This window comes from Dermatophilaceae bacterium Sec6.4 (genome assembly GCA_039636865.1).
Classification (GTDB): Bacteria; Actinomycetota; Actinomycetes; order Actinomycetales; family Dermatophilaceae; genus Allobranchiibius.
Window position 1 is genome coordinate 2,421,831 of the sequence record CP144172.1, and the last position, 15,569, is coordinate 2,437,399.

Annotated in this window: 17 protein-coding genes; 5 read left to right on the plus strand and 12 right to left on the minus strand. The window is 64.2% G+C overall.

The window, feature by feature from the left end; translation table 11 throughout:
• Window positions 1-60 precede the first annotated feature (60 nt).
• The 3 genes from V3G39_11530 (at window position 61) to V3G39_11540 (ending at window position 1,982) form a co-directional block, all read left to right on the plus strand.
• Window positions 61-501 (plus strand): MFS transporter, encoded by a 441-nt coding sequence (locus V3G39_11530; protein XAS75294.1) that lies wholly within the window; start codon window positions 61-63, stop codon window positions 499-501.
• Entirely contained in the window at window positions 498-1,316 is an 819-nt protein-coding gene (locus tag V3G39_11535; protein XAS75295.1) for an MFS transporter, read from the plus strand. Before V3G39_11530 ends, V3G39_11535 begins: the two co-directional genes overlap by 4 nt.
• 306 nt (window positions 1,317-1,622) lie before the next feature.
• On the plus strand, window positions 1,623-1,982 hold the full coding sequence (locus V3G39_11540) for an RNA polymerase-binding protein RbpA (GenBank protein ID XAS75296.1): 360 nt from the start codon (window positions 1,623-1,625) through the stop codon (window positions 1,980-1,982).
• Here V3G39_11540 and V3G39_11545 read toward each other — a convergent pair whose 3' ends face one another.
• From V3G39_11545 to V3G39_11560, 4 genes are all read right to left on the minus strand, one after another.
• Entirely contained in the window at window positions 1,983-2,567 is a 585-nt protein-coding gene (locus tag V3G39_11545) for an FxsA family protein (protein XAS75297.1), read from the minus strand. It abuts the gene before it with no gap.
• Window positions 2,568-2,580: 13 nt separating this feature from the next.
• Complete coding sequence (locus tag V3G39_11550) at window positions 2,581-3,339, minus strand: polyprenol monophosphomannose synthase (protein XAS75298.1); 759 nt, start codon at window positions 3,337-3,339, stop codon at window positions 2,581-2,583.
• Window positions 3,332-5,005: an apolipoprotein N-acyltransferase gene (gene lnt, locus V3G39_11555; GenBank protein XAS75299.1), complete on the minus strand. Its 1,674-nt coding sequence runs from the start codon at window positions 5,003-5,005 to the stop codon at window positions 3,332-3,334. Before lnt ends, V3G39_11550 begins: the two co-directional genes overlap by 8 nt.
• A gap of 467 nt (window positions 5,006-5,472) precedes the next feature.
• Entirely contained in the window at window positions 5,473-5,916 is a 444-nt protein-coding gene (locus V3G39_11560) for an Lrp/AsnC family transcriptional regulator (GenBank protein ID XAS75300.1), read from the minus strand.
• A 27-nt stretch (window positions 5,917-5,943) separates the two neighbouring features.
• Here V3G39_11560 and V3G39_11565 point away from each other — a divergent pair, with 27 nt between their 5' ends.
• Window positions 5,944-6,873: a 5'-3' exonuclease gene (locus V3G39_11565; protein ID XAS75301.1), complete on the plus strand. Its 930-nt coding sequence runs from the start codon at window positions 5,944-5,946 to the stop codon at window positions 6,871-6,873.
• A 39-nt stretch (window positions 6,874-6,912) separates the two neighbouring features.
• On the opposite strand, the gene V3G39_11570 is transcribed toward V3G39_11565, so the two are convergent.
• The 6 genes from V3G39_11570 to V3G39_11595 all read right to left on the minus strand — a co-directional run bounded on the left by V3G39_11570 (window position 6,913) and on the right by V3G39_11595 (window position 13,732).
• Window positions 6,913-7,455, minus strand: coding sequence for a PH domain-containing protein (locus tag V3G39_11570; protein ID XAS75302.1), 543 nt, complete (start codon window positions 7,453-7,455; stop codon window positions 6,913-6,915).
• Between the two features lie 97 nt (window positions 7,456-7,552).
• A complete protein-coding gene (locus V3G39_11575) occupies window positions 7,553-10,348 on the minus strand; it encodes a DEAD/DEAH box helicase (GenBank protein XAS75303.1) in 2,796 nt (931 codons plus the stop codon).
• Window positions 10,349-10,374: 26 nt separating this feature from the next.
• Window positions 10,375-11,196 carry a twin-arginine translocase subunit TatC gene (gene tatC, locus V3G39_11580; protein XAS75304.1) on the minus strand — a complete coding sequence of 274 codons (822 nt, stop codon included), beginning with the start codon at window positions 11,194-11,196 and terminating at the stop codon, window positions 10,375-10,377.
• Window positions 11,197-11,243: 47 nt separating this feature from the next.
• Complete coding sequence (gene tatA, locus V3G39_11585; GenBank protein ID XAS75305.1) at window positions 11,244-11,618, minus strand: Sec-independent protein translocase subunit TatA; 375 nt, start codon at window positions 11,616-11,618, stop codon at window positions 11,244-11,246.
• Window positions 11,619-11,714: 96 nt separating this feature from the next.
• Window positions 11,715-12,683, minus strand: a complete 969-nt coding sequence (locus V3G39_11590; protein ID XAS75306.1) for a WYL domain-containing protein — start codon at window positions 12,681-12,683, stop codon at window positions 11,715-11,717.
• Window positions 12,683-13,732 carry a WYL domain-containing protein gene (locus tag V3G39_11595; protein XAS75307.1) on the minus strand — a complete coding sequence of 350 codons (1,050 nt, stop codon included), beginning with the start codon at window positions 13,730-13,732 and terminating at the stop codon, window positions 12,683-12,685. The genes V3G39_11590 and V3G39_11595 overlap by 1 nt, the downstream gene beginning before the upstream one ends.
• A 67-nt stretch (window positions 13,733-13,799) precedes the next feature.
• On the opposite strand from V3G39_11595, the gene V3G39_11600 reads away from it, so the two are divergent.
• Window positions 13,800-14,063 (plus strand): hypothetical protein, encoded by a 264-nt coding sequence (locus V3G39_11600; protein ID XAS75308.1) that lies wholly within the window; start codon window positions 13,800-13,802, stop codon window positions 14,061-14,063.
• A 46-nt stretch (window positions 14,064-14,109) separates the two neighbouring features.
• Here V3G39_11600 and V3G39_11605 read toward each other — a convergent pair whose 3' ends face one another.
• Together V3G39_11605 and V3G39_11610 are read right to left on the minus strand one after the other, a co-directional pair.
• Window positions 14,110-14,529 carry an FKBP-type peptidyl-prolyl cis-trans isomerase gene (locus V3G39_11605; protein ID XAS75309.1) on the minus strand — a complete coding sequence of 140 codons (420 nt, stop codon included), beginning with the start codon at window positions 14,527-14,529 and terminating at the stop codon, window positions 14,110-14,112.
• 37 nt (window positions 14,530-14,566) lie between these two features.
• A complete protein-coding gene (locus tag V3G39_11610) occupies window positions 14,567-15,538 on the minus strand; it encodes an FKBP-type peptidyl-prolyl cis-trans isomerase (protein XAS75310.1) in 972 nt (323 codons plus the stop codon).
• Between the last annotated feature and the right edge of the window lie 31 nt (window positions 15,539-15,569).

The window sequence follows — 15,569 nt, forward strand, 5'->3', positions numbered from 1 at the left end:
TGCGGCCGGCCCGTCGTGACGCTTGCCCCGCCCCGAGGCTCATCGCTGCAACAGCGCAGGATGCAGGCTCGCTGGTACTGGTACGACTGGGCCAGCACGGGATACCTGACGGTCACCGTGACGGTGCTGCTCGCGCCGTATCTCACGGCAGTCGCCAACACCGCTGCCTGCCCCGGACAGGCCGGCGATGCCACCTGCAACAACGACCTGCACGTCCTCGGCGTCGGTATCGCGCCCGGTTCTCTGGTGCCGTACACGATCACCGCGGCTACGATCTTCTCGGCGTTCGTGCTCATCGTCTTCGGCTCGATGGCCGATCGTTCGCGCAGCCCGTTGCGGTTTCTGAGCACGTTCGCGCTGATAGGAGCAACCGCCGGCGGTGCACTCTGTCTTGTCAGCGGCACCCGCTGGGCACTCGGCGTGGTGTTGGCGATCATTGCGAACGTCTGCCTGGCCGGTTCGCTGATCGTCTACTCGGCGGCGGCCTCCTGCTCGCGGTGAATCTTGCGTTCCTCAGTGCCCATTCCGCCCTCGGAGTGGGCACCGAGACCGTTGTCCGGGTCAGCTTCTTCGTATCGGGCCTGTGGTGGGCCGTGTTCGCGATCTACTCGATCCGCGGTCTACGCGATGTACCCCACGAACCTGCGACGGCATTGGTTGGCAGCAATCCGGTGGTGTCCGGGCTGCGGCAGCTGCGGCAGACGTTCACCGAGTTGCGTGACTACCCCCAGACGCTGCGCTTTCTGCTGGCCTACCTCTTCTACAACGACGGCGTGCAGACCGTGATCAGTTCGGCCAGTCTCTATGGCGGTCAGCAACTGAAATTCTCCACAACACAGTTGATCGTGACGATCCTGCTGGTGCAGATCGTCGCATTCGGAGGCGCACTGACCTATGGCCGGCTGGCGCGGCGGGTTCCGGGGCGCACCCTGGTGTACGTCAGCCTGTATCTGTGGATCGTGATCGCAGTCGCTGCGTTCTTTCTCCCGGAGCGCGCGTTTGCCCTCTGGCTGCTGCTCGCCGTCGGTATCGGACTCGTGCTGGGCGGCACCCAGGCTCTGTCGCGCTCGCTGTACTCCCACCTGATCCCACGAGGTCGCGAGGCGCAGTTCTTCAGTCTCTATCAGGCCATGGACCGCGGAACCAGTTGGATGGGCACGCTCACTTTCGGACTGGTGTACCAGGTCTTCCGCGACTACCGGCTCTCGATCATCGCCCTGGTAATTTTTTTCGTGGTCGGAGCGGCGCTGTTACGCAGCGTCGACGTGCGGGCCGGCATCAGCAGAGCCGGTAACGACCTCCCCGCCGTCGTCTAGTGCAGGTGGTTTCAGTGCAGGTGGTTTCAGTGCAGGTGGTTTCAGTGCAGGTGGCGAACGCCGTCCTTCTGGCACACTGCCCTGATCTGGGATTTGCCCTGCACCGGCGACCTGAGTAACGTCGTTTGTCGCGTAGACGGGCACTCGATCACATCCGTGGCAACCAATCCGGACCCTACGACGTCTACGAATACAACTCATCAGTCCAGTACGTGATGACGGAACACGATCATCCATCGTTTCGTTATACGTGAGAGAACGCCGCAAATCCGCCGACCGCCGCGGCCGTCCAGCAGGGAGAAGAACATGGCAGACCGATCATTGAGAGGTACCAACCTCTCAACCTTGTCGTTGGAAACCGACGAGAACATCGCCTACAGCGAACGCCAGACCGTACGGTACGAGTGCCAATGCGGCAGAATCACCGAGTTGCCATTCTCAGTCGAGGCTGACATTCCGGGAATCTGGGAATGCCGGTGCGGCAAAGAGGCCACCCTCGTGGACGGCCCCGAACCCACTCGCAAGCCTGTCAAACCTGTCCGCACCCACTGGGACATGTTGCTCGAGCGTCGTTCGGTACCAGAGTTGGAAGAACTGCTCGAAGAGCGGCTCGCCTGGTTGCGTGCCTCGCGTGGCGAGAAGCCTCGACGCAAGCGCACCGCCTGATCACTCGCGGGGATGTTTTTCCCTGACGATTTTTCCTTCGATGGCACCGGGAGCTCCCGGTGCCATCGGCGTCTGCGGATGGGTGTCGGTAGGGGCGGAATAGGGGTATGCCGTGTACGTCGGCGGAACTCGCTGTCCCTGCACGATGGTCACTCCCCCGACTCCTGCAGCCACCCGACGTGCCGCCCACCCCTTGATGAGTGTCCGTCCGATGGGGCGGGTGAAGGGCAAAATCAACAACAGTCCGAAAAAGTCGGTGATGAAGCCCGGTATGAGGATCAGCACCCCGCCCAGCAGGGCAAGCACCGCGTCGAGCAGGTCATCTGTCGGCATTTGTCCGTTGCGACCGGCCTCCCGCAGGTCGCGCCATGCACTACCCCAGGTGCGCTTGACCAGCCAGACGCCGATCACCGACCAGATCAGCAGTAGCCCGAAGGTCTTCCAGCCGCCGATGGCCTGACCGATCGCGACGACCAGGGCGATCTCGCAGACCGGGAGCACGAGAAACAACAAGAGGACCACCCAGCGCACCCAGTGGCGGCGTCTGCCGACAGGGGTGCCGGCAGGGATCGGTCCGCTGGTCATCGCAACCCGTTGGTCATCGCGACGAACCGGTCAGCTGGTGTCGTAGCTGCTCGGCGCGGTGGTGCAGGCCCCACGAAGTGATGTTGATGAGCGATTCGCGCATGATGTCCTTGCTCATTTTGGACACTCCCACTTCGCGCTCGACAAAGGTGATCGGAACCTCCACGATACGCATGCCGGCGTTGGCGGCGCGCCAGGTCAGGTCGATCTGGAAGCAGTAGCCCGCCGAACTGACATCCTCCAGCGAGAGTGCGCGCAGAGCGTCCGCGCGATAGACCCGGTAACCCGCCGTAGCGTCCCGCACAGACATTCCTAGGAGCAGCCGCGTGTACAGGTTGGCGCCACGGCTCAGCAGCTCACGTTGCTTGGGCCAGTTCTGCACCCGACCGCCGCGCACCCATCGCGACCCGATCACCAGGTCTGCGGTGGCAGAGGCCTGAATCATTAGAGGTAGAACGCTGGGCGGATGGGAACCATCGGCGTCTATCTCGACCAGGACGTCGTAACCGCGCTCCAGACCCCAGGCAAAACCTGCGATATACGCGGCGCCGAGTCCTTCCTTGGACACGCGGTGCAGTACCTGGATGTGCGGCTCCCGGCTGGCCCATTCGTCGGCCAGCGCCCCCGTTCCGTCCGGTGAGGAATCATCCAGGATGAGAATGTCGGCGTCCGGTACGGCATCACGCAGACGCCGCAGAATCGCCGGCAGGCTCTCCAGTTCGTTGTACGTCGGCACGAGCACCAGGACACGTCGTGCGGGCAGGTCAGACAAGCTGAGAGCCTCTCGAAGATCGCTTGTTGTCATGGGACGTCTCACGCCCGCGCCGCGAACCGACGGCAGACAGGAAGAACAGTGCCACAGCGATCGCATAGGCAAGATTTTCGGGCAGCGCACCCAACCGGTCGGAGATCGTCAGCGTGCTTCGCAGCGGCAATGCGCCGGACAGCACTTTGCTGGTGAAGAGGCTGGACCTGTCGTGCACCACGCCGTCGGGGGTAATCAGGCCACTTACTCCTACCGTCGATATGTGCACCACCGAGCGCCCATGCTCGATGGCTCGGATTCGGGAGATCGCGAGCTGCTGCTCGGACTCGGCCGTCCGCCCGAAGGTGGCGTTGTTCGTCTGGACAATGATCATCTGCGCACCGTCCTCGACGGGCAGGCGCACCAGGTTGTCGTAAGCAACCTCGAAGCAGATGACCGGTCCCACCTTGACCCCGCCATGGGTTTTGGTGGGAATAGTGAAAAGTCCGGTTTTTTTGCCCTTGGCGAAGTCCACCTTGACCAGGTTCACCTTGTCGCTGAAGTGGGCGAAGAAGGACCGGTCGGGAATGTACTCGGCAAACGGCACCGGGTGCTGCTTGATGTACTGCGCCACCAGGCCCTGCCCCGGCAGGAACAGCAGGGACGCATTCGAGACGTCGGGAGCGGGTTGGTTCAGCACCGCGCCCAGGATCAGGGGCGCTTTCACCACCGCTACCGAACGCAGAATTTTCGTCATTGCGTCCGCGTTGCGGGTCGGATCGATATCAGAGGCATTCTCGGGCCATACGACAAGATCCGGCTGGGGGATCGTGCCGCTACGGACCATCGCAGCAGCACGCGCGGTGGTCTCGGCGTGGTAGTTGAGGACTCCCTCTCTCTGTGCGTTGAAATCCAGGCCCATTGTCGGCACATTGCCTTGGATCCCCACAACCTGCAGCTTCGAACCCGATGTCGGCGTCGGATACCAGATCGACCCAGCCACGACGGCAACGACGGCGACTGCGGGCCAGCCACGGCCCCAGACGGACCCAGCGGGCAGAAAGGAAGCGGCACTGCCGGCCGTCGAAGTGCGCACCACTTCATCGTCGACAGTTGAGCCGCCGAGCAGACGTGGGAATGTTCGGTGGACGACCGCTGCCAGGACGGCGCCGAGGAAGGCGACCGCGAAGCTGAGGCCGGGGCCGCCGGCGATCGATGCCAGGTGAGCCAGCGGCGACCCGGACTGGGACCAGGCCAGCCGCGCCCAGGGGAAGCCGCCAAAAGGCCAGGAGGAACGCACGCCTTCCTGCACGACCCACAGGATCGCGACGCAGAACGGCCGCACGTGCGGGGAGTTTCTTGGCCACAGCCAGTTCGGCAGCCAATGTATCGGCCGCGCCGATTGCAGAATGGCGATCCCGAGGCCGAGGAAACCCAGATAGATGGATTCGGTGACGCCCAGTGCCAACCACGGGACCGCACCGACATAGATACCGGTCCAGTGCAGTACCGGCAGCATGCAGGCGGCTCCGCCGACGAGCCCGTAGAGAAAGCCGGCGCGCGCACGCACACCGCAGGTTGCCAGCGACAAAAGTGCGACCCCGAGGATTGCGAGCGGCCAGATGCCGAGTGTCGGAAACGACAGCCACAGGCAGAGTCCACCCGCAGCGCTGAGCCCCAGGCGACGCCACATTTGCGCAAGGGTATGCGAGCAGTCTGTCGACTTTTTGGGCGGCGCTCGATTGCTGCGGCCGGTGGGTATCTCAGCGTGACGTAAAGATGGACGGGCCAACGCTCCGTTGGGACCAATACGCGCATCAGCGCATGTTTTCTACTGAGAGCGTGGGCCCGTCCATCACCATGGGCCGGGTGAACGGCCGGTGGCGCGTGCGCTAACTTACCTTCTGGCAGATTCCTGTCAACACGCTCCTGACCTGCAGAAATAGATGTCCATGCAGGTCAGGACGGTGGAGACCGGGTGACATTTCGGGCACTGTTTCAACGGGCGACGGCGTGTCGCTCACGACACGCCGTCGACGATGTCAAACGGTCGAACCGACCCCCGCATTGTTCTCGCGCGTCCGGTGTGACGGGTGTTACCTGTGAGTTCCATGTGGTGCCGCGGATGCACTACAGCGTTGGTTTCCACGGTCAATTGCCTCAGCTGGGTGGTGGAAGGCGGTCCTCCCACGGGGTGCTGAGAACCACAGTGGTGTGTGTAGTCACCCCGGCTGCGGCACGCACCCGGGCCAGGAGCTCCTCCAACTCCAGTGGGCCGGCGACCCGCGCCTGCAAGACGTAGCTCTCGCTGCCGGCCACGGAGTAACAGGAATCCAACTCGCTCAGGTCGCGCAGTTGGTCAGGTACGTCATCAGGTGCTGCCGGATCGAACGGCGTGACGGAGATGAGCGCGGTGAGCGGCATCCCGGCGGCCTGATGGTCGACAATTGCCCGGTAACCGCGGATCACCCCGCGCTCCTCCAACCTGCGAACGCGCTGATGGGCAGCCGAGGTGGACAGGCCGAGATCTCTGCCCAGATCAGTGAAACTCATCCGACCATCGAGTGCCAGCAGCTGCACAATACGGCGATCCAGTTCCTCCATGGGGGCACTGTAGGCGACGATGTGCCCATGCCCAGACGCCTGATGTTGCTGGATTCGGCCAGTTTGTACTTCCGCGCTTTCTATGGTGTGCCCGATCGACGGTCGGACCCAGGAGATATTCCTACCAACGCGGTTCGCGGCTTTCTGGACATGATTGCGACCCTGGTGTCTGATCATCAACCCACCGATTTCGTGGCCTGCTGGGACAACGACTGGCGACCGGAGTTCCGGGTGGCTGCGATTCCCTCGTACAAGGCTCACCGCGTTACCGAGGGCTCGCAGGTCCTGGAGGAGTCCCCCGCCGACCTCACCCCCCAGGTGCCGTACATCGTGTCGCTACTCGCTGCCATCGGTATCGCGCGCCTCGGCGTGGACGGCTACGAGGCAGACGACGTGATCGGCACTCTGGCGGTCGCACACCACGGGATGTGCCCGGTCGATATCGTGACCGGTGACCGCGACCTGTTCCAGCTGGTCGACGACGAGGCCCCGGTGCGGGTCCTCTACACCGCACGAGGCGGGGTACGGGACCCCGACATCTTTGATCAGTCGGTCCTGCAGGCCAGGTACGACGTCCCCACCGGACGCGCTTATGCGGAGATGGCCATGTTGCGCGGCGACAGTAGCGACGGGCTACCTGGCGTTCCAGGGATCGGTGAGAAGACTGCGGCAACGTTGTTGCGGCGATACGGCGACCTGACCACCATTCGGAAGGCCATCGCCGACGGCGACCCGATGTTGAAGGGCGCCCAGCGGACTCGTCTGGAGGCGGCCTCGGACTATCTGGATGTGGCTCCGGCCGTCACGAACGTTGCTCTCGATGTTCCGGTCCCGGCTGATCTGGACACTGCGCTGCCGACCGAGCTGGCGGACCCATCGGCTCTGAACAGGATTCGCGGCGAAATCGACATCAACACCCCGGTCAGCCGGTTGCTGGCAGCGCTGCACCTGGATTGAGCGACTCATCCACACCCGTACTGAGACCGGGACCTGACCTCAGAATGGACGCCGCCGGTCGGCTCGAGGATCGCCGGGCGGGAAGGATCCTTCGACGTCCGTGCCGTTGTCGTGCTCGAACAGCAATTCGTTCAGGCGGACCTGGACATCTTCGACGTGCGGGATGTCGTCGAGCTTCAGGCCATCCTGGTCGGAGGCATCCGAGACAATCAGCGTTCCGCAGCCGAGTATCCGGTCGGTCAGACCCTTCTCGTACGCGACGTCGGAGATTCGGTACAGCGGGATGTCGCGCCCGGACTTGCTGATGATGCCCCGGCGGGTGATCAACCGCCGGTTGGTGATGACGTACAAGGTGCTGCGCCACCGCCACACCGGAACGAGAACGAAGATGAGCACGACCAGCAGCCACGCGACCGCGATACCGAGCCGACCCCACTGGTAGTCCCAGAACGCTCCCCCCGCAATCGCCGCAGCGCTCGCGACGACCAGGATCACCAGTGGTAGCACAATCTGCTTGACATGAGTGTGCAGTTCGAGCTCGATGCGCTCACCCTGAGTGAGGTGTTTGGGTGAGAAGACCATGTCCGCATCCTGCCACGAGAGATCCACGCCTTTCAGGACGCAGCCGTTCAGGACGCAGCCGTTCAGGACGCAGCCGACATCGGGCCATCGGGTCGGGTCAATCCAGCCGGTCGGCTGCCACCACGCCGCGCATCACCGCATTGATACCCGCCTTGGTGGTCTTGCGGATAGCGGGATCGCCACTTGCGTCGTGGATCTGATCGAGCAGGTCGACAAGTTGCTTACAACGCCGGACGAAGTCACCGGCCGACATCTCCGCGTCCCGCAGGACGGCGTCCAGTCGCGCTCCGCTGGCCCATCGATGCATCATCGCGGCGATGCCCGCGTCGGGCTCCCCCGTCGGCTGTAGGCGCTTGCCGGCTTGCTGATCGTGCAGCTCACCCCACAACCGGTGCATGTCCTCGAGTGCCTCGCTCACCTGGGTGTTCGGCATCTTGGCGCCGCCACCCTCACCCTCCCGACGTGCCTGGTGCACCAGCGCGCTGACGACTGCGACCAGGGATGCGGCATCCAACCGGCTCCACACACCTTCGCGCAGGCACTGTGCGACCAGCAGATCCTTCTCGGCGTAGATCCGTTTCAGCACCTGCCCGTCTGCGGTGACGTGTTGCCCGTCCTCGCTCAGGTAGCCCAACTCGGTCAGCAGATCGCAGATCCGGTCGAATGTTGCAGCCACGGTCTGGGTGCGACCGGACACCTTGCGGGACAGGCTGTCGGTTTCCCGGCGCAGTCGCCACCAGCGCTCTGCCCACCGGGCGTGATCCTCACGTTGCTCGCACTGGGCGCACGGATGCTCGCGCAATCGGCGCCGCAGCTGCTCCACTGCTTCGGTTGTTGCACTCTGATCATCGGATTCATTACCCGGATCAGTTGCCCGATCAGCGGATTCTTCCGATGTCTGCACCCGCAGCGCGACGGCCAGGTCTCGGCGCGCCTTCGGATTGCGGGAGTGGAATCCTTTCGGGATCGTCAATTTCGCAAACGGTAGGAGCGGAGCCTGCAGGTCGCCGATCTCCAACCGGCGTGCCTCGCCGTCCTGGGTCAACACGACCGGATCAGCGGTCCCCCGCCGACCACCACCGGATGAGATGACCACGGCCCGGCCGGTTCGTCGGCCGATCGGCACCTGCACGACGTCGCCCGCTACCAGTCCCTCCAGGGAGGTGGCGATGGCTGCGCGCCGACCTGCGTTGCGGCTGCGAGCGGCGTCCTTCTGCAGGTCCGACAATTCCCGACGCAATGCGGCGTACTGGGCGAAGTCCCCCAGGTGGCACTGCATCGCCTCGAGATACCCCTCCAGACCCTCCTCATTGTGCCGAATCGCCGATGCGACCCCCACGACCGACTTATCGGCCTGGAACTGGGCGAACGACTGCTGGAGCAGATCGCGCGCAGCGGGCCGACCGAGGCGCTCAACGAGGTTGACCGCCATATTGGAGGTCGGTACGAAACTGGATCGCAGCGGGTAGGTCCGCGTCGACGCAAGGCCGCCGACGTGGTGTGGGTCCAGGCCCCGGTGGTAGAGGACGACGGCGTGGCCTTCGTAGTCGATGCCACGACGCCCGGCGCGCCCGGTGAGCTGGGTGAACTCCCCCGGCGTGATGTCGGCGTGGGTTTCACCGTTGTACTTGACGAGCTTTTCCAACACGACGGTGCGGGCCGGCATGTTGATACCCAGGGCGAGCGTCTCGGTGGCGAAGACCGCCTTGATCCGCCCTTCGGTGAACAACTCCTCGACGATTTCCCGGAAGGTCGGCAGCATCCCCGCGTGGTGCGCGGCGAACCCTCGACCCAGACCCTCGACGAAGTCCCAGTAGCCCAGAACCGCCAGGTCTTCCTCGGGTAGGTAGGCGACTCGTTGCTGCACCAGATCCCGGATCCGCTCACCTTCGGCCACCGGGATCAGCCGGGTGCCCCAGGCAAGAAGTTGGGTGACCGCAGATTCGCACCCGACGCGGCTGAAGATGAAGGTGATGGCGGGAAGCAGCCCTTTGCGGTCCAGCGCGTCGATGACCTCCGCTCGGCTGGGACCGCGACCTGGCCGGCCGGCACGCACCGGACCATCGCTGCTCCTACCGTTCCTGGCCTTACCCCGCCGGCCACGCGGACCACCGGCGTCTTCTCGCCGACCATGCCGGTCCGTTTTCGCATCGAACCCCTGAATACGTTGCAGCAGCTGTGGGTTGAGGCGCAACCGCTCGCTGTCACGCTCGTCATCGACGAACAGATCAAACACTGCCGGCCCCACCATCATGTGCTGCCACAGCGGCACCGGTCGGGTCTCCTCGACGATCAGTTCAGTGTCGCCGCGCACCTGGCCCAGCCATTCGCCGAACTCTTCGGCGTTACTCACCGTCGCCGAGAGGGAGATGAGCTGCACCTGCTCCGGCAGCTGGATGATGACTTCCTCCCAGACCGCGCCACGGAAACGATCCGCGAGGTAGTGCACCTCGTCCATCACCACGTACCCGAGACCGTCGAGCGTGGCGGATCCCGCATAGATCATGTTGCGTAGCACTTCGGTGGTCATCACGACCACCGGCGCCTCACCGTTGATCGACGCATCCCCGGTCAGAAGGCCGACCTTGTCGGCGCCGTACCGCGCGACGAAATCGGCGTACTTCTGGTTCGAGAGCGCCTTGATAGGCGTGGTGTAGAAGGTCTTGGTGCCAGTCTGCAGCGCGAGATATGCCGCGAACTCACCGACGAGCGTCTTACCGGACCCGGTCGGCGCGGCCACCAGCACGCTACTGCGTCCGTCCTGGACGGCCAGCAGGGCCTGACGTTGGAAATCGTCGAAGGGGAAGTCGTACCCATCGGCGAAACGGCGCAGGTGTGAACTATCGAGGCGGCGCGCTGAGCGTGCCGGCACCGACGTTTCCGAACGGGACATGCTCCGAGGTTAATCGGAGCGGCTGGTCAGAGCGCGGACGCCTGCTCGTCGGGCACGTCGAGCCACTCGCGAGGCATCGCCTGGAAGCGGCGCCGGTCCAGCACCGCTGAGATGCCGACGGCAATGAAATACAACGCCACCATCGGGAACGCGAGGGCCAGCATCGACCACGCATCCGGGCTCGGGCTCATGATCGCCGCGAAAACGAAGATCAGCATGGTCGCCACCCGCCAGCCCTTGACCATCACTTTGGCCGGGAGCACCCGGATGCAGTTGAGACCGACCAGGAAGACCGGCAGCAGGAACGCCAGGCCGAAAGCCAGGATGAACTTGGTAATGAAATTGACGTAAGCCTGCGCTGCAATGAAGTTGGTGCCGCCCTTGGGCGTCTGTCCGATGAGGAAGTCGACAGCGTTGGGGATGGTCAATGTTGAGACCCAGCACCCGGTGAGGAACAGCGGGACTGCCGACGCGATAAATACCGCACTCACCCGCTTTTCTTTGCGTTTCAGCCCCGGTGCAAGGAACCGCCAGATCTGCCACAGCCATACCGGACTGGCGATGATGATGCCCAGCCACATGGCGATTTTCAACTTGATGCTGAAAGAATCGCTGACTCCGTTTGCGAAGTTCGTTGAAACGGATCCTGCGGGGAAATGGTTTCGGATAGCAGCCTCTTTGAGAGGACGTTCCATCCAGTCGAAGACCGTCTGGAATTTTATCCACCCGTAGACCCCGGCCACAGCGATAGCCAAGGCGCAGATTGCAGCGCGACGACGGAACTCCCGGAAGTGCTCCCCGAGGGACATCCGGCCTTCGGGATTGCCTTTACGGCGCAGTACGGCCATCGGTCCTCAGCGTTGTCGGGTACGGGCGATCTATGAATACAGACCGGTCAGGCTGAGGTGTTGTGGTTCGCGGCGTCAGCCTGCGGCGCTTCGCTGACGGGTGTTGCGCCGGCGGGGGTGGTTCCCGCGACGGGCGGAACCGGTGCCTGCGGGGTCACTGGAGCCTGCGGGGTCACTGGAGCCTGCGGGGTGACCGGAGCCTGCGGGGTGACCGGCGGCTGAGCTGCTGTCTGACCCTTGACCGTCTGGCCGGACGCCTGGGACTTGCCGTCTTCTTTCATACCGTCGACCTCGGACTTCAAAATCCGAGCAGAACGGCCGAAGCTACGTGCCATATCCGGCATTTTTTTCCAGCCGAACAACAAGAAAATGGCGATAACGATGATGACGATGTGCCAACCGTCGAACAAGTTCCGAAACATCGGGTAAATCCTTACGCGTTGTCGGTGTGGTACTTCGACGCAGAGTCTACGCGCCCCGAGTGGGCCCTTCCCCGATCACGGAATACGCGTGGCGTGTCACGGTGGACCGTAGGCGGCCAGCGCCTCCGCAGCTCCGGCCTCGATCTCGTGGCGAAGCGCCGCGGGCTCGATGACCCAGGCAGATCCAGAAAGGCGCCACACCAGGTTGCGCACCCAGGCGCTGTCCGCCGTACGCAGCGTGACTGTCATGCCGCCGTCGGGTCGCGTGACCGCATCCTGCACCGGGTAGTACTCCGCCACCCAGCCGGCCGCCGGGCTCAGCCCAAGGGTGATCTGCAGGTCCTGCGGGCTCGGGGTGAAGATATCCGCATCAAGATCCCTGGACCGCGCGTCCTGCGGCGCGATGCCCGCCTCCTGCAGGACCTCGATCGACTCCACCCGGTCAAGCCGGAAGAGTCGCACATCCAGCGCGCGGTGACACCAGCCCTCCAGATACCAGTGACCGGTCAGGTTCACCACCCGCATCGGATCAACATCCCGCTCGGTCGCCTCGTCACGAGCGGCCACCAGATACTTCAGGTGAACCCTGCGCCGGTTGCGCAACGCGACGCGGGCCGACTCCAGCGTCTGATCAGTGGTCGAACTGTCGAGTGTGACCCGGACCCGACTGCTTGCCCGGGCATTGTCACCGGTCGCCTCGGTGAGTTTGGCCAGCGCGCGGTCGACTGCATCCCGTTCGCCAAGCCCGGGAACAGCGGCCAGAGTGCGCAAACCGACGATCAACGCCATCGCCTCGTCCATCCCCAGGCGCAGCGGGCGTGCGATGGTGTCGACGTTACGCAGGTAGACGTGCCCACCTTCCCACTCCGCCTCGATCAGGTCATCGGGAAGGTGGCCGGGCGTGCCGCACACGAAGAGCAGTGCGAGGTCGGCCTCTATCTGAGCCCTGGGTACCCCGAGCTGTGAGGCCGCTTCGTCAATATCGATACCCTGCCGATTCACCAGCCACGGCACCATCGTCAACAGCCGCGACAAGCGGGCTGTCGCGCTCTCCGGGGCTGCCATCAGAGGGTCCCCTCGCCCGCAGGGTGATCGGCGACGCGGCGCTGCGCGGACCGGGCCGCCGCCAGCCGTCGCACCACGGCCTCGATCAGTTCCGGCGGATGCACGACCCGCACCGCCGGACCGAAACCGGCGATCTCCTGCGCGAAGATCTCGGCATCGGTGAACTCCAGATCCATCTGCGACCAGTCACCCGGGCCCTCGCTGATCGCACTGACGGTACTGCCCCCGTTCTCTGCACGCGTCCCTGCACGCGCGCGGCGGCGCAACGTGTTGCCCGCTCCAGTACGCAACCGCAGCGTCGCCGTCTGCGGAGCCCGTTCAACCACGACCCCGGCGATCATCGACAGCGGATCGTGATCCTCGGGCACCTGATAGGCACCGGGGCGACCCACCCGCTGCACGGCGCCCTCGACGCGGCCCAACCGAAAAACCCTGGGAGCGTCGCGGTCCAGATCGAATCCCGTCACATACCAGCGACCGTGCCAGTTGGTGACTGCCCACGGTTCCAGTCGGCGCGGAGCCAGCTGCCCGTCTGCCTTGCGGTAGTCGAACGCAATCGCGCAGCAGACCAGGACAGCGTCTTTGACCGGTGTGAACGCCGGCTCCTTCGTCCGCACCCGTGGCTCGAGCCCGAGGACCGAGCTGGTGTCGCGCTCGACATCTGCTGCCTGCAGCTTGCGCATGGCCGTGGACGCGGCGCCGGCCAGGCTCGCCTGCTGCCAGGTGCGGCTGGCCAGGCCCAGCACCGCGAGCTCATCGGCCTCGAACACGATGTCCGCCAGTGCGTACTCACGCCGATCGATGCGGTACCCGGGTTCATCATCGAAATAGGCATCGAGGGGCTCGGTGCGCAACGGGATGCCGAGATCGCGCAGTTCATCCTTGTCGCGCTCGAACATCCGGTCGAACGCCTCGAGTGAGGCAGTGTCGCCGTACTGCGGAACTGCATCGCGGATACGGGCCTTGGACAGGGGCTGGCGGGTGTAGAGCAGACAGATCACGAGGTTCAACAGCCGCTCTGTCTTGGCCGCTGGTGACGTGGAGCTCATGTGCGGTAACGCTATCCCAACCGACGCAAGAAGTACGCACATATGTTCGCTGTGTCAGGCTGCAGGTATGCCCGCGACGTTTCCGACACCGGACGAACCCGACGAACTCGGCTCCGGGTGGACTCCTGGAAGCTCTTCGACCCCCAGTTGGCGTGCTGCACCCCTGCCGCAGGACGCCCAGCGGATGGGACTGTCTGCCTGGGTCGCGCCGGAGTTGCAGTTGGCCAGCAATCTACGCGCCGACAAGAAGCTGCACAGAGTGCTCGCCTGGATCGGACTCGTGGCGGCGATCGCACTGGTCCTGGCACCACTGGTACTCACCCTGCGCTGACCTCAGTCGACGCAGGATGAACACCAGTGGATTAAATACCCTGTAATCAGCCGATTCCGAAAGCTGCGCCGGCACCGGGGCGGTTGCTGCTGACGAGGTCGACCACGAAGATGAGCGTCTCGTTCGGTCCGATGGCACTGCCGGCGCCATTCGCGCCGTACCCCATGTGCGGGGGGATGGTGAGTTTGCGACGTCCGCCGGCGAGCATCCCGACGATTCCCTCGTCCCAGCCGGTGATGACCTGACCGACACCGATCTGGAAGCGCAACGGTTCACCTCGGTTCCAGGAGGAGTCGAACTCTTCGCCGGTGGACCAGGCGACACCTACGTAGTGGGCCTCGATGGTGTCCCCAGCGGCCACCTCGGCACCGTCGCCCTCGGTGATGTCCTCGATCAGCAGATCAGCCGGCGGAGTGTCTCTGGGGAAGTCGACCTCGGGTTTGGTTGTGGTGGAGTCGAACGGCATGTCGCCCTTTCGTCAGTCGGGTTGATTCGGAAATCTGTTACTGCTGCTGTTGCGCGGGCGGCGGCGGCACGATTGCCAGGATGTCGACGACGAAGACCAACGTGTCGGTCCCCTTGATGCCGGCGCTCGGCTGGCCGGCACTCTGGTAACCGTCGGCCGGCGGGATGACCAGGACGACCCGACTCCCGACCGTCTTGCCGGTCAACCCCTTCACGAATCCGGAGATGGCACCCGTCGGTGACAGCTGGAACGGCACCGGCGCGTTTTTGGAGCTTGAGTCGAAGACCTTCTTGGTTCTCCAGTTGACCCCGGTATAGCTGGCGAGGATCGCGTCGCCGGTCACCGTCTTCAGGCCGGCGCCGGTAATCAGGTTCTGCGAGATCAGACTCTTCGGCGCAGCACCTGCCGGGATGGTGACCTTGGCTTCTTTGTTGATGCCGGCAGGGACCACGACTTTCAGACCGACGGGCGCAGCTACCTGGGTACCGCTGGGTTGGGTGATGGCATCCGCGACCGAGTCGATCTTGAGGTAGAAGACCAACGTGTCGGTCGGACCCACGCCGATCGAGCTGTTTCCGGCGGAGCCGAACCCCTGTGCCGGCGGAATCGCCACCTTCTCGGTGGTGCCGACCTTCTTACCGGACAATGCCTTCACCAGACCCGGAAGCTGTCCGGCGTCTGACAACGGAATCGGCACGAATCGCTGACCGAACGTGCTCACCAGCTTCTTCCCGGTCGTGCCGTTGTACGCCAGATAGTCGACATAGGCGATCTGCTTGCTGCCGACCACCGGTCCGCTGCCCGGGGCGATGACCTGGGTGGCCGTCTGGGAGCCGGCTTTCAAACCACCCTTCGGGATGGTCATCGTCGGGGCGGTGGGTTTGCTGGAATTCACCTTGATGTCACCCAGCGTGGTAGCTCCGGTGTCCTTGGAGTTGCTACCGCAGGCCGTGAGTAGAACCAGCGGAGCGGCAGTGATGCTGAGCAGTCGAACGGCAGAGCGGCGCACGGAGCAAACCTCATGGGTTGGGTATGGGGAG